Origin of the sequence: Cardinium endosymbiont of Oedothorax gibbosus, from assembly GCF_936981045.1 — a bacterium.
Lineage (GTDB): Bacteria > Bacteroidota > Bacteroidia > Cytophagales > Amoebophilaceae > Cardinium.
Map to the genome: position 1 here is coordinate 400,197 of NZ_OW441264.1, position 14,192 is coordinate 414,388.

Genomic DNA, 14,192 nt, shown 5'->3' on the forward strand with positions numbered 1-14,192 from the left:
GGGATTTATTTGACTGATTTACAACAATTTAATATCAATTATTTAGTTAATATTTGCACCTATTTAACAAGTTTTTATATCTAATTTTATAAATATAATATATATAATAAACTGATTACCAGAATTATTTGTTATTCAACTACCTATTTAACTGTCTATAAAACAAATTTTATAAATTTTCATTGATATTACGTGAGTTCGGGATTAGCTTGTTAAAAAATAGCTTTAAAAAGCTTCTTTGTGTTTTAAATTTGGAGATAAAAAAATACTAACCAGATTATCCAAAGGAGCCAGTTATGAATGTAGAAAAGTTAGTTGAAATATATTATGCTGTTAATGAATTTCTCATAAAGTTTATGCCGTATATGGAAAAACAACTGTTAACCAACTCTAAAAGAAAACCCACTAGAACTTGTTCATTAACTTTGAGTGAAATAATGACTGTTCTTATTGCCTTTCATGTGATTGGTTTTAGAAATTTTAAGTCTTATTATATTCATTTACAGCAATTTCATTCTAGTAAATTTGGAAAGTTAGTGAGCTACAATAGATTTATAGAACTGATCCAAAGAACGTTAGTTCCCTTGTACTGTTTTACACAAAGTCTTTCTAAAACAAAAACAGGTTGTTATTTTATGGATGCAACAGCCATCAAGGTTTGCCATATCAAAAGAGCCTATACGCACAGGGTTTTTAAATCGATTGCTACTAAAGGTGAAACCAGCACCGGTTGGTTTTTTGGATTAAAGTTGCACTTGATAGTCAATGGTTTAGGAGAAATTATGAATTTTCAACTGACCACAGGTAAAACTAATGATAGGCTTCCTGTAGAAAATTTATGTAAACACTTGATGGGTAAAATGTTTGCCGATAAAGGTTACATAAGCAAAGATTTATTTAAAAAACTGATCGAGAAAGGCGTGGAACTCATTACCCAGATTAGAAAAAATATGAAAAATGCTTTTATGCCACTCTGGGATAAACTGATGCTTAGAAAACGATCTATAATTGAAACTATTATAGATCAGCTCAAAAATATTAGCCAGATAGAACATTCCAGGCATAGAAGCATACCTAATTTTCTAGTCAATTTGATAACTGGAATTACAGCTTATGCACTAAAAGAGAAAAAACCTTCTATAACTAATATATATATGACTGGTTCACAATACGTCTAATCCCGAACTGAGGTTGATATTGATTATCAAATGAAAAAATAATCTAATCCCGAACTCAGGTTAAATGATTAAGCTCAAATAGCAGATTTTTTACAAATTCGGGTCTTTTGTTTTAAGTGTGTAAATATATTTCGGGTTATATATTTAGATAAACTAAAATACTTAAAACAATGAAAAGAAAAGAGACAGTTAAAGATGGGATAAGCAAGGCCATAGATGTACTGATAGACTCAGGTGTAGAGCTATCGACCCTATTTGATCAAGACGGCTTACTCAAACAATTAAGCAAACGTCTTGTAGAAAAAGCATTAGCATCAGAAATGGATAACCATTTAGATTATAACAAGTATGCAGGTAGTGATTCAGATAATGCTCGTAATGACTTGTCTAGTAAGCAAATTATCACTGATAATGGGGTTATATCGGTTGAGGTCCCTAGAGATAGATCATCCACTTTTGAACCTGTTTTATTACCTAAGCGTCAAACAAGAATACCTGGTTTAGATAATAAGATCTTATCTCTATATGCTAAAGGCATGAGCCTATCAGATATTCAGATTCAAATACAAGAGTTATATGGCGCAGAAGTTAGTGAAAGCCTGATAAGTAACATCACAGATGCTGTTATCAAAGATGTTAAAATATGGCAAAATCGTCCCTTAGAGTCGGTTTATCCTATCGTTTTTTTTGATTGTTTTGTAGTTAAAGTTAGACAGGATAAGCGCATAAGCAATAAATCAGTCTACGTTGCGTTAGGTATAGATAGATTGGGCATGCAAGATGTTTTAGGTCTTTGGATGAGTGAAAATGCAGGAGCTAAATTTTGGTTGGGGAATTTAACAGAACTCAAAAATCGTGGCATGCACGATATACTCATTGCGTGTACAGATAATTTGCCAGGTATGTCTGAGGCCATTACTGCTGTACACCCGAAAACGGAACATCAGCTCTGTATTGTTCATGCCATTAGGAATAGCTTGCAATATGTTTCTTATAAACATAGAAAGGCATTAGTTGCTGATTTAAAACCAGTTTATACTGCAGTTACTGAAGAAGAAGCATTGATGGCCTTAGAAGCTTTTGCTACCAAGTGGAATCAACAATACCCACAAATAGCCAAATCTTGGTATGCTAACTGGGATAATTTGATGGTATTTTTACAATACCCTAGTGCCATACGTAGAGTGATTTACACAACAAATGCTGTTGAATCTGTAAATAGTCAATTCCGTAGAGTTACCAAAAATAAAAGGGTATTTCCTAACGATCTAGCTGTTTTTAAAACATTGTATCTAACTATTAATTACATGACTAGAAAGTGGACCATCCCTATTCATAATTGGAGTGAGGCTATGGCACATTTTTTAATTAAATTAGAAAATAGAATCTAATAAACCAAAAAAATAATTTACACACTTAATTGGACAGATCCGGACAGAGCCACAAATTAAAACTAAAATAGTTGAGTTTATTCTTATAATTTTCCTATAATAGGTAGTTTACCTACATAATATTTTGTAATTCTTTTTTAAGTAATTTAAAAATTTATTATACGATGTCATTCTATACACCTTTCCTCATGGCATTACCCTTTTTGCTATTGGTTCTAGTGGTGATTTTTTACCTTAAGCAAATCAAAGCTCCATTTGGGGAGCATAGTCTAAATCACAAACAATTTGCCTATGAAATTAGAGCGATTCAACAAGCTATTACACGTATCAAAAGTCGCATAAAAAAATCGTTACAATCTGTTTTTATAAAAGAAAAACTGGCCAAATTAAAACCAAGCGATGCTACAATGGGATGTACAGGGTGTTACATTATACTTACCACCATACTAGATTACATCATTGGAGGACTGACTATTTATTGGTACATAGTTCAATTTTTTATAGGTATTTGGCTTATAGGTAATGGAATTACACGCAAAAAAACGGTTCCATCATGGAAAATTGGTCGATCTTGGCTAGTATACACCGTTTTTTGCCTTCCTGTAAATGTATTTTGGCATTGGTTTCATGTGCAAGATGCTCAATTTACACTAACTTTATCTGTTGGACATTTATCTGCAACTTTATTTGTATTGCCCCTGTATATAAGTATAAAACTCGTAGTCCTTACACTTTTAATGATCTTTTACGCAATCTATAACATAGGTATAGATCAACTGTTGATGTCAGGGGATTCTTTACTATCTCTATTGGGGTTCGGCTTAATGGTCTTTAGCATTATTATTTATAATAAACGCAAAATAGCTGCCTATACACTATATAACCGCTACTTAAAAAGTCAAATAAAATTAGCAGAAAACAAGGACCATGCGCCTATGCAAACCAACTCCAACTTACATCCAGAAAATGCTCGTAAAAACCCAAAAGAGGCTGGACCTTGTGTAGAAAAAACCATTCAGGACGTTACTGAATTTATGTCATATTTAGATACTAGGACTCTTTATCAGCAAGATATCCAAAGTATTATCAAAAATTTTTTCACTTTTACTACTTTTTTAAAGCAACAGGCCAGGTCTATAGACCACATACCGTTAATACCAAATGAAATTACTATAGATGCATTGATCTCTAAACTAGAGGCTACACTGGAAGCTAGGACCTCACCAGTCCCAAAACTGGTGGTAGAAATGAAAAATAATGTTATTCCTAAAAAGATCACATGTGATGTCAATCATATGATCCAATCATTAGTCCCTATTGTTTTACGTACCGCTAACCCAGGTAGTTCAAAAGGTGAACGTGTAAACATTCAATTACATGCTACGCACTTAAAATATGCGCAAAAAGGCAAATCGGAAATGAACTTCCCAGCTATAGCCCTGGTGATCAGCAGCACTACTATCCCTCTAACCATATTGCCCAAAATTAAAAATTATTATGAGGATATTACAGAAGGAAGAGAGCTTAAGTGGCACAGTGGTCAAACAAACTTAGAACGTATACAGGTTGAAAAACATGTCATAGAACGAGCAGTTCGTGCCCATTATGGTTACCTACGCTTCCCTTTTTCCCAAAAAAGGCCTATAGTGATGGTACTGCCTTATAATGTAGTACAGGTTCGAGATGCAATGATCGACAAAATACTCCCTTTAGATGTTCCTATAAACCAAAAAGAAATCGATCAATCCATGGAAGTATTTATGAGATCTTATAACCATATTTTAGAAATATGCGAGGCTCGTAAAGCTGTATTAGATGAAATACTTCTATTGATCAGAAGGTGCTATGGTTTTAGACGCCATCTATCCGGACAATTGTTGTACATCCGTGCGATAGGTATTGCACAATTAGTGACAGAATGGATACGCTTTTATCCGCAACCCATTTATGGTGTATTACTGTATGACTTAGTGCATCATGCGGATTTACCACTTGCGTATATTAAGGCCAACTATGATATGAATATTTACGCCTTTATAGAAAGTATTTTAGCAGTAAATGATCGCCAAAGCATGGAGCCATGTGGACTTTATATTGGAAATGCTCTTAAGCAAGTAATCAATCGAGAACAACTTTTTGTGCTTTGCATTAAATTGGCTGAACGACTTTATGACCTAAGGCATGCTAAAAGCTACACCCATCTAGATGCATTAAAATACATGGCTGAAGAAACCCTTACAATAGATATTGAATTAGCAAAGAAATATTTGAACACTAAAATCGTAGAAGCATTAACCAATGCAGCAGAACAAGCGCTTCAGGTCTGTGAAAAAAAATAAAGGAATATTTATCTTAATTTTTGCTTGATCAAAAAGTATCTACAAATCAAGCCCTGATGGAAAAAAGAAAGCACACCTGGAAAAACAGAAGCCACCCTGTGGCCTCCATTAAACTGTTGTTCTGCTCAGCCGCAAGCTGCACTTTCCTACCGGAACTTCTCACAAGACGCACTTTTCCTTTTTATGCCCTGCAAAGATCAATTTTGTTCAATCTGGCGACGTACAAGACGCTGCATACCTTCTTGCAACGTAATAGATGGTACCCATCCTAGTGCTTTTTTAATTTTTGTGCAATCAAGTGCATAACGTCTATCTTGACCTACTCTTTCAGCAGTGAAACGAATAAAAGAAGTATACGATCTTCCACGCAGTGGTTTCCAACGATCCAGTATTTGACAAATCATCCATGCGATTTCAAGATTAGTGCGCTCTTCATTGGCACCAATATTATAAGATTGACCACTTTGGCCTGTATGAAAAACGCAATCAATAGCCCTACAATGGTCCTCTACATGCAACCAATCTCGAATACTACTTCCATCTCCATGCAAGGTAATAGGCTGCTCTTGTAATGCATTTTCCAACACCATAGGAATAAGCTTTTCTGGATATTGATGCCTCCCATAGTTGTTGGTTGAGCGGGTAATAACTGTATGAAGTCCATACGTATGGGCATAAGACTTCACTAAATATTCTCCTGCAGCCTTGCTGGCGCTATAGGGATTACCTGGCGCAAGAGTAGCAGTTTCTGTAAATGGCCTATTATGACCATTTAATGCACCATAAACCTCATCCGTACAAACATATAAAAACCGATGCTGAGGATTCCGTGGTTGATTGGGTGCTTTAAACCAATGGCTATAAGCTGCATGCAATAGCACACTAGTGCCCTCTATATTGGTCTTTACAAAAAGAAGAGGATCAACAATGGATCTATCAACATGTGATTCAGCAGCCAAATGAATAACCCCATCAAAGTTAAATTTTTGAAATAACTCCGAAACCAATAACAAGTTGGTAATATCTCCTTCTACAAAATAGTAGTTTGGCTTCTTCTGAAGTGCAAAAGATAGACGGGAAGCATAAGTGAGCTTATCCAAGTTAACAATGTAATAATCAGGATATTTTTTTAAAAACAATTGAATAAAGTGAGAACCTATAAAACCAGCTCCACCCGTTACTAATAACTTTTGCATAAAAGAAAATTACTGAAAAATGCATAATAAAGAACCAAATCATTACCTGAAGTTTTCTTTAAGTGCACACCAAATGGTGTCAACTTAAGGATTTATCACCCAGTAAATCCAAGCCATAAGGAATTTTATCTTACCTTTTGCTTGATCAAAAGGTAAGCAAAAATCAAGCCTTCATGCAAAAAGTTACTGAAAGGTGTTTTTTTATAGAGCTGCCAGACCAGTGAATGGAAAAACATATAATAAACTTTCAATATTCAATAAAATTTAGATAAAATAAATAGTGGATATGATGTGCTTTCCATATGCTATGCGCAGCTATTAATACCCCCACCATTGGGCAGGCGTCATTATACAGATAGGTAAATAGTAGGGATATTACTAGCGTAGCAACCAACTATTTAAATACTTTGGCTAAGAACCGTTCAGCTTTTTTAGAAAATTCTGAATCAATATAGGTTTGGGCAAAGTTTCAATCTCTGCATGATTAAATGGTACTAAGGAAAATTGATTGAATAGATATTTGGCTTCTTGCAAGAAAGCTGGAGTAATTTCTATCTTGTGGAATTTTACAAACAACTTCTGATGGGTTAGCAAATGGCGCTCCTCTTTTTCAAAAGTAATAATGGATAAATGGTTTTTTTTAACTAAATAAAACAAAGGATCATCCATCTGATCTACCACCAAGCGCTGCTTATTTTCTAATAAATAGAAATCATACATACCCTTCCAAATATCACTTTTTACACGCTTTTTCATATATATAACATCCTTATATTGCAAAATGAAATAGTCAAAATAACGGGCTTTTTTATGTAGTCTATTGGTTTTAACAGGTAGTACTTTTTGTCTATCGGTATAGAAGGCAATGCAATAGTTTTTAAAAACACAAGTGGTACAAAAAGGAGATACTGGCGTACATTGGAGTGCGCCAAAATCCATAATGGCCTGGCTATATATATCGGGCTGCGTATGATCTACCAGTAGGGTTGCAAATTGATGCATTTGTTTTCTCCCTTGCGATGTACCTATATCGTAAGTTAGTCCAAAAATACGTGCCAATACACGATAGACATTTCCATCCACCGCAGCAACTACTTCTTTAAAAGCAACTGCTGCAATGGCTGCAGCTGTATAAGGCCCAATCCCCTTAAGCATAAGTAATGCTCGGTAATTAGTGGGGAAGATACCATTATATTGCTCAACAATGGTTTGCGCACAACAGTGTAGGTTACGTGCCCTGCTATAGTAACCCAATCCTTGCCATAAACGCAGGATTTCCTGCTCTGTGGAACTGGCTAATGCGATTACAGAAGGATATTGAGCTATAAAACGCTTATAGTAAGGCAACCCCTGTACTACTCTGGTTTGTTGTAGAATAACTTCTGATAACCATATCTTATATGGATCTTTAGTAATGCGCCAAGGCAAACAACGCTGATGTAACTTGTACCAAGAAAGCAACAACCTACGAAACATAATATGGTTGATCGTACTAGGTAACATAGGCAATAAAATAATTGAAAGTGTAATGCAAATTTTATTATATTTAACAAGCAGTATTACTGCATAGTTCATTAGATAGCAGCACAAGTATTTTCCATAAATAGCTAAAAATACAAGAATTTAAGTATGACAACCATTTTTTTGCTATAGATAAAAAATAATTTAGTTAAAAAATGCAAACAGCAGCAGCGCAAAATATACCATGAGTTTACAACTAACCAACCCACTTGCTTTTTTAGATTTAGAGACTACAGGTACCAATGTGGTACATGATCGCATCGTAGAAGTTGCAATAATTAAGCTTATGCCCAATGGTAACCGCTTAACTTTTTACAAAAAAATTAATCCAGAACAAGCCATTCCCATTGAAGCTAGTTTAATTCATGGTATTTATGCTGAGGATTTACACGACAAACCAACCTTTAAACAAACCAGTAAAGAATTAATTGCGTTTTTAAAAGGAGCTGACTTAGCTGGTTTTAATCTGCTTCGTTTTGATATACCCATATTAACAGAAAGCTTTTTGCGTGCAGAATTAGACTTTAAAATAGAAAATCGCAAAATCATAGATGTGCAAAAGCTTTTTCACCTAATGGAAAAAAGGACGTTAAAAGCAGCTTATCTATTTTATTGTCAGAAGGAACTAAAAGGTGCCCATAATGCCATGGTAGATATAGAAGCTACTTTAGAAATATTGACGGAACAAGTAAAAAGATATGAAAATCAGTCCGTAGTTGATTCTTTAGGGAATACATTGGGTGTCATAAAAAATGATGTAGCTACCCTACATCATTTAACCAATACCAACATGATCGATTTTGCAGCTAGAATGGTGTACAACGAACAACATGTACCCATCTTTAACTTTGGCAAACACAAAGGAAAAACCGTCTCAGAAGTGCTCAAACTAGAACCTTCTTACTATAACTGGATGATGCAAGGAGCTTTCCCTTTGGATACCAAACGTAAACTCACCAAAATTAAAATGGGGATCATGTAATTACATGATCCTATCGATTTAGGCTATAGGCTGGTGCTATGATGGCATTAGCTAATACTAGTATTATATAAAATGACAAAATAATGGAAGTATAGTGGCCTGAAAAAATCGGACAAAAATCTTTTAATTTATTTTCCGTATCGTTTAGTTTTAAAGTCATACAATAAATTAATCAGATGGGTAGAAATAAGATTAGGCATTTTAGTTCGGAAGAAAAAACGGTTCTGTCGCGTCTATAGTTTTCTTAGTATAGGTTTTTCGTTTAAGTCAAATTTTGGATATTATGCGGCCATTAAGATAGCAAAGTTCTCAAAAGTAGAAAGATGATTTTTAGCTCCTCTTACTTGTCCTTTTTGAATCATACGAATGTTTTCTATCCCTGAAATAGTAATGGAAGCAGAATAAAAATTCTTAAAACCCAGCATAGGTTTTATCCGTTTTTTGATAAACCTATGATCTTGTTCAACTCTATTATTCAAATATTTGTTTTGCAATATTTGAATGGTATGATCTTGATCAAGATCTGTATTGATCGCGTCAAGGGCAGCTTTATTACTACCGCTTTTGTCAATTACTACTTTCTTAGGAATATTATTTTCTGTGATCGCCTTTCGAAAAAAAGAAAGCGTTGAAGACTTGTCTCTATGCTCAGATAGAAAAAAGTCAACTGTATCACCATAACGATCTACTGCTCTATATAAATAGATCCACTTCCCGTTTAGTTTAACATAGGTTTCATCCATTCTCCAACTACTACCAATTGGTCGTTTTCTTTTTCTTACTGCTTTATCTATCAGAGGAACAAACTTAATAACCCATCTCTGTAGCGTAGAATGATCAACTCTTGCGCCTCTCATACGCATCATCTCTTCCAAATCTCTATAGCTCAAGGAAAAACGACACTTCATGTATACAAATAACAGGATGACTTCTGATGAAGAACAATAACCTTTAAAATATGGTAATAACTCGGGAGAAATATTAAACATAATAACTACTTTTGTAAATACCGATACTAAAATAATCATTTTTTAGAATAAACGCGACAGAACCGCTGTTTTTAAAACATTGTATCTAACTATTAATTACATGACTAGAAAGTGGACCATCCCTATTCATAATTGGAGTGAGGCTATGGCACATTTTTTAATTAAATTAGAAAATAGAATCTAATAAACCAAAAAATAATTTACACGCTTAATTGGGCAGAGCCTCAGTATCTGTTCAGCTGGTGGCGTCGTATCTATTCAGTGTATCGCAATGCTGCGAAAAAAATAGAAAACCGCTCCTTGTAAAAAGTTGCTTAACTTTTTGCACAACGCTTAGTTTTTTGCACACTTTATTATTAAGAAAAAAGTAATATAAATGCCTTATTTGCCCATCATGGAACCATTCCGAAAATGGTTGGCGTTATTTTGCAAGTTTTTTAGATGTTTTTGTTGCTTTTCTATTGGCATCTATCAGAATTGCATGGCACCTTTATGCCCTCCTATGTGCCGTTTTCAACCCAGTTGTTCTTGTTATGCAAAAGTTGCTTTTGCCAAGTATGGCATTCGAAAGGGTACCCTGCTTACCTTACGCAGACTGCTTCGTTGCCATCCCTGGGGAAGTAGTGGATATGATCCATTACTTTGAATGTTTATTTTTGCGAATGGTTGGATAACCAAATCTTGTTAGTAGTAATCCACTTTTACGCCAGTTCGGAGTGACTTTGACATGTTGTTCTAGGAAGATTTTCTTCTGAAGAAAGTTTTCTAATGCTTTCCTGGCATTTATCCCTAACTTTTTTAGCGCGTCCCCTCTTTGGCCGATCATAATCCGCTTTTGTGTTGCTCGTTCTACATGTATAATCGATCTAATTTTAATCAGGGTTTCCATTTCCTTAAAATAGTCTATGACTACTTCTACACTGTAAGGTATTTCTTGATGGTATTGGTCTAGTATTTTTTTACGTATGATCTCCTGTACAAAAAAGCGTTCTGGCTTGTCTGTTAGGGTTTCTGCTGGATAATAAGGAGGGTGGTTGGGTAACCATTGAACAATTTTTTGCATGAGTTGATCGATGTTTTCATTTTGTATGGCTGATATAGGTATGATAGTTATGTCTGGGTAATGGTGTTTCCAGTAGGCCATTGCTTTATTGAGCTGGTTAGCTGTGATTAAATCAACCTTATTCAGTACCAATATAATGGGTTTTTTAGTGCGGTTTTCATAAAGCCATGGAAGCAGTTCTAGCTCTTTTACATCTACTAGCCAGATGATAAGGTCAGCATCTGTACGAGCCGTTTTTACAGTTTCCATCATAGCTGTTTGTAGGGGATAAGTAGGTGTAATAACGCCTGGTGTATCTATATAAATGATTTGAAAGTTTTTTCTAGAAACCATTCCATAGATTTGATGGCGTGTTGTTTGTGCTTTTGCATGGGTAATAGCCAGTTGTTCACCTACCAATAGGTTCATTAAGGTAGATTTGCCAGCATTGGGTTTGCCAATAATAGCTACAAAACCAGACTTATAGTCACTTTTATCTTCATGCATAAACGTAATATATTTGCAATGATACAAAAAAACATATAAATTTGTAATAATTCAAGTAGCTATATGGATCATTTATCGCTTGGTGGTTAAGGCTTTACCGCGGGGTGGAGCAGTTGGTAGCTCGTCGGGCTCATAACCCGAAGGTCATAGGTTCGAGTCCTATCCCCGCAACTTTCCCTTCTTTACTTTTGCAGTGTATGGTATATCTGTTTGCGTTTTTAACCATTTTTAGATCGCATCAAACAGAAATTATGCTGCTTTTTGGCCCTATTGGGCAATAGAACGCCCATGATAAATGGTTGTGATTATAACAGGTTCTGTCGCGTTTATTCTAAAAAATGATTATTTTAGTATCGGTATTTACAAAAGTAGTTATTATGTTTAATATTTCTCCCGAGTTATTACCATATTTTAAAGGTTATTGTTCTTCATCAGAAGTCATCCTGTTATTTGTATACATGAAGTGTCGTTTTTCCTTGAGCTATAGAGATTTGGAAGAGATGATGCGTATGAGAGGCGCAAGAGTTGATCATTCTACGCTACAGAGATGGGTTATTAAGTTTGTTCCTCTGATAGATAAAGCAGTAAGAAAAAGAAAACGACCAATTGGTAGTAGTTGGAGAATGGATGAAACCTATGTTAAACTAAACGGGAAGTGGATCTATTTATATAGAGCAGTAGATCGTTATGGTGATACAGTTGACTTTTTTCTATCTGAGCATAGAGACAAGTCTTCAACGCTTTCTTTTTTTCGAAAGGCGATCACAGAAAATAATATTCCTAAGAAAGTAGTAATTGACAAAAGCGGTAGTAATAAAGCTGCCCTTGACGCGATCAATACAGATCTTGATCAAGATCATACCATTCAAATATTGCAAAACAAATATTTGAATAATAGAGTTGAACAAGATCATAGGTTTATCAAAAAACGGATAAAACCTATGCTGGGTTTTAAGAATTTTTATTCTGCTTCCATTACTATTTCAGGGATAGAAAACATTCGTATGATTCAAAAAGGACAAGTAAGAGGAGCTAAAAATCATCTTTCTACTTTTGAGAACTTTGCTATCTTAATGGCCGCATAATATCCAAAATTTGACTTAAACGAAAAACCTATACTAAGAAAACTATAGACGCGACAGAACCTCTTTAACTGTCTCTTTTCTTTTCATTGTTTTAAGTGTTATGATTTAGGTAAAGATAAATCCTAAAAAATATTTATAACGTGAGTTCGGGATTTATTTGACTGATTTACAACAATTTAATATCAATTATTTAGTTAATATTTGCACCTATTTAACAAGTTTTTATATCTAATTTTATAAATATAATATATATAATAAACTGATTATAAGAATTATTTGTTATTCAACTACCTATTTAACTGTCTAATAAAACAAATTTTATAAATTTTCATTAATATTGATTATCAAATGAAAAAATAATCTAATCCTGAACTCACGTTAAATATATAACCCGAAATATATTTACACACTTAAAACAAAAGACCCTTTAAATATAAAATCATTTTTTATAAATTAGGCTTAATGTAAGCCCGGAATGATGTTATGACTTATAGGGACAAAGCGTTAATGGGTGTACTAATTTTTGTGAATGTATTAATATAGTCTCTGATTGGGTAATTTTATTAAATTTTTTAGTCATGCATATGGTTTATGCTTATCTTCGAAATCAATTTAAGCAGCCTGGGAATGGGTTTATACAAGTCATTTTGGTTCATATTTTAAGCTTTTTCTTTCTTTTTTTATTTAATACTGGATGTTATATCTGCGGTTATGAAGATCATAACGCATGGCTCTATAGGCAATTGGCTTTTCCTTCTCTTTATCCATCGTTATTAGAGCGGCCGTGGACCATTATTACCTACTCCTTTATACATAAAGGTTTTGTAGATTTGTTCTGGGATATATTCATACTGTATCTTTTTGGTCAAAGAATACCGGCCATTACACGCTCAAAACATATATTACGGCTTTATGGTTTAGGGCAAATAATCGGATCCATTGTTTTTTTTATACTATATCAGTTTTCGCCTCCCTTTAGGGGGATTGCTGCTGATCTTACGGGGCCTTCAGCAGCCATTTATGCTATAATGATCGCAGTCTGTGTGTTGATGCCTAGTTTAAGGTTATATTGCTTCTTTTTCTCTCTACCATTAAGGTACGTTGCACTTGCTTTACTGGTAACAGCCCTTATGCATTTGCCCACCCAACATGCGGGTCATTACCTGGCGCAATTGGGTGGTTCGTTGGTTGGATATGTTTATGCCAGGCTTTGTAAAAATGATATGGACATTAATCGTTCTTTTTTTAATATACATAGTCTAAGTAGAACAAAGATGTCGGTTAGTGTTACTAAGAAATAGGTTAGATCGTATGGTCTTAGAGGGATCTGTTCAGGTACTGGTATCAACTTAAGCGTGGCAGCAAATCCAGGCCATAAGACATTTTTAATCTTACTTTTTGATTGATAAAAAAGTAAGCAGAAAGTCAAGCCCCTTGTAAAAAGTTGCGATTAGAAAGTGCACCTTTCAGCAGCTTTTTATACGGGGAGTTTTTTTCTTGTTTTTTGACAGTATGGTCAGAAGGCTGAGTGGATAATGGCTATAAAGCCAAGTCGACCAAAGTTAATCTTTATTTTTACTTCACTTGAATAGGATGTTTTTTAGAATTATAAAGATGCTATGTAAACTATTTGGCATAGCTTGTATAGTAGAGATGGTAAGAAAAAGGATGGGTATGTTGGTCTGTGCACTGCAGCATAATCTTAAAGCACAAGCCAAGAAAATTGCTCAAATGTTTTTACTGGGTTCCCTAGCTTTTATATTACTTGGTTTAGGGTTGCAGTTCTTATTATTTGGATTAGCTTGCTGGCTGAATGCAGTACTCTGTAATACTTATCTTGGTTTTTTGCTTGTTGCAATGGGTTGTTTTTTAATGGTTATACTTATCGTACTTATGCTGCGCAGGAAAATCAATAACCAAGAAGTGGAACAGGGCCACATTACGGATGGTGAGTAGGTGGTT

General features: G+C 34.5%; 12 protein-coding genes and 1 tRNA gene. 9 read left to right on the top strand and 4 right to left on the bottom strand.

Annotated elements, in window-relative coordinates; all coding sequences use genetic code 11:
- Positions 1 to 296 precede the first annotated feature (296 nt).
- The 3 genes from NBW36_RS01790 (at position 297) to NBW36_RS01800 (ending at position 4,908) form a co-directional block, all read left to right on the top strand.
- On the top strand, positions 297 to 1,178 hold the full coding sequence (locus tag NBW36_RS01790; protein WP_250238740.1) for an IS982 family transposase: 882 nt from the start codon (positions 297 to 299) through the stop codon (positions 1,176 to 1,178).
- Positions 1,179 to 1,348: 170 nt separating this feature from the next.
- On the top strand, positions 1,349 to 2,569 hold the full coding sequence (locus tag NBW36_RS01795; protein WP_250238741.1) for an IS256 family transposase: 1,221 nt from the start codon (positions 1,349 to 1,351) through the stop codon (positions 2,567 to 2,569).
- A gap of 188 nt (positions 2,570 to 2,757) precedes the next feature.
- Positions 2,758 to 4,908, top strand: a complete 2,151-nt coding sequence (locus NBW36_RS01800; RefSeq protein WP_250238742.1) for an HD domain-containing protein — start codon at positions 2,758 to 2,760, stop codon at positions 4,906 to 4,908.
- 197 nt (positions 4,909 to 5,105) lie between these two features.
- On the opposite strand, the gene rfbB is transcribed toward NBW36_RS01800, so the two are convergent.
- Complete coding sequence (gene rfbB, locus NBW36_RS01805) at positions 5,106 to 6,104, bottom strand: dTDP-glucose 4,6-dehydratase (protein WP_250238743.1); 999 nt, start codon at positions 6,102 to 6,104, stop codon at positions 5,106 to 5,108.
- Between the two features lie 411 nt (positions 6,105 to 6,515).
- Positions 6,516 to 7,607 carry an A/G-specific adenine glycosylase gene (gene mutY / locus NBW36_RS01810; RefSeq protein WP_250239076.1) on the bottom strand — a complete coding sequence of 364 codons (1,092 nt, stop codon included), beginning with the start codon at positions 7,605 to 7,607 and terminating at the stop codon, positions 6,516 to 6,518.
- Positions 7,608 to 7,809: 202 nt separating this feature from the next.
- Here mutY and NBW36_RS01815 point away from each other — a divergent pair, with 202 nt between their 5' ends.
- Positions 7,810 to 8,607, top strand: a complete 798-nt coding sequence (locus NBW36_RS01815) for a 3'-5' exonuclease (RefSeq protein WP_250238744.1) — start codon at positions 7,810 to 7,812, stop codon at positions 8,605 to 8,607.
- 281 nt (positions 8,608 to 8,888) lie between these two features.
- Here the strand turns inward: NBW36_RS01815 and NBW36_RS01820 are convergent, their stop codons facing one another.
- Entirely contained in the window at positions 8,889 to 9,596 is a 708-nt protein-coding gene (locus tag NBW36_RS01820; RefSeq protein WP_250239072.1) for an IS6 family transposase, read from the bottom strand.
- 394 nt (positions 9,597 to 9,990) lie between these two features.
- Here NBW36_RS01820 and yidD point away from each other — a divergent pair, with 394 nt between their 5' ends.
- Entirely contained in the window at positions 9,991 to 10,242 is a 252-nt protein-coding gene (gene yidD / locus NBW36_RS01825) for a membrane protein insertion efficiency factor YidD (RefSeq protein ID WP_439099482.1), read from the top strand.
- Here yidD and era read toward each other — a convergent pair.
- A complete protein-coding gene (gene era / locus NBW36_RS01830; RefSeq protein WP_250238752.1) occupies positions 10,234 to 11,145 on the bottom strand; it encodes a GTPase Era in 912 nt (303 codons plus the stop codon). The two genes, yidD and era, sit on opposite strands and share 9 nt — an antisense overlap.
- 98 nt (positions 11,146 to 11,243) lie before the next feature.
- Between era and NBW36_RS01835 the strand changes: the two genes are divergently transcribed.
- The 4 genes from NBW36_RS01835 to NBW36_RS01850 all read left to right on the top strand — a co-directional run bounded on the left by NBW36_RS01835 (position 11,244) and on the right by NBW36_RS01850 (position 14,186).
- Positions 11,244 to 11,316: transfer RNA gene (locus NBW36_RS01835), tRNA-Met, on the top strand.
- A gap of 206 nt (positions 11,317 to 11,522) precedes the next feature.
- Entirely contained in the window at positions 11,523 to 12,230 is a 708-nt protein-coding gene (locus NBW36_RS01840; RefSeq protein WP_250239072.1) for an IS6 family transposase, read from the top strand.
- 743 nt (positions 12,231 to 12,973) lie between these two features.
- Positions 12,974 to 13,531, top strand: coding sequence for a rhomboid family intramembrane serine protease (locus NBW36_RS01845; protein ID WP_250238754.1), 558 nt, complete (start codon positions 12,974 to 12,976; stop codon positions 13,529 to 13,531).
- A gap of 352 nt (positions 13,532 to 13,883) precedes the next feature.
- Positions 13,884 to 14,186: a phage holin family protein gene (locus NBW36_RS01850; protein WP_250238755.1), complete on the top strand. Its 303-nt coding sequence runs from the start codon at positions 13,884 to 13,886 to the stop codon at positions 14,184 to 14,186.
- The last annotated feature ends 6 nt before the right edge of the window (positions 14,187 to 14,192 follow it).

What these genes read in the sequence shown, in the direction of transcription:
- NBW36_RS01790 (WP_250238740.1), top strand. Translation starts at nt 297, where the DNA reads ATGAATGTAGAAAAGTTAGTTGAAATATATTATGCTGTTAATGAATTT.
- NBW36_RS01795 (WP_250238741.1), top strand. Translation starts at nt 1,349, where the DNA reads ATGAAAAGAAAAGAGACAGTTAAAGATGGGATAAGCAAGGCCATAGAT.
- NBW36_RS01800 (WP_250238742.1), top strand. Translation starts at nt 2,758, where the DNA reads ATGGCATTACCCTTTTTGCTATTGGTTCTAGTGGTGATTTTTTACCTT.
- rfbB (WP_250238743.1), bottom strand. Translation starts at nt 6,104, where the DNA reads ATGCAAAAGTTATTAGTAACGGGTGGAGCTGGTTTTATAGGTTCTCAC.
- mutY (WP_250239076.1), bottom strand. Translation starts at nt 7,607, where the DNA reads ATGTTACCTAGTACGATCAACCATATTATGTTTCGTAGGTTGTTGCTT.
- NBW36_RS01815 (WP_250238744.1), top strand. Translation starts at nt 7,810, where the DNA reads ATGAGTTTACAACTAACCAACCCACTTGCTTTTTTAGATTTAGAGACT.
- NBW36_RS01820 (WP_250239072.1), bottom strand. Translation starts at nt 9,596, where the DNA reads ATGTTTAATATTTCTCCCGAGTTATTACCATATTTTAAAGGTTATTGT.
- yidD (WP_439099482.1), top strand. Translation starts at nt 9,991, where the DNA reads ATGGAACCATTCCGAAAATGGTTGGCGTTATTTTGCAAGTTTTTTAGA.
- era (WP_250238752.1), bottom strand. Translation starts at nt 11,145, where the DNA reads ATGCATGAAGATAAAAGTGACTATAAGTCTGGTTTTGTAGCTATTATT.
- NBW36_RS01840 (WP_250239072.1), top strand. Translation starts at nt 11,523, where the DNA reads ATGTTTAATATTTCTCCCGAGTTATTACCATATTTTAAAGGTTATTGT.
- NBW36_RS01850 (WP_250238755.1), top strand. Translation starts at nt 13,884, where the DNA reads ATGGTAAGAAAAAGGATGGGTATGTTGGTCTGTGCACTGCAGCATAAT.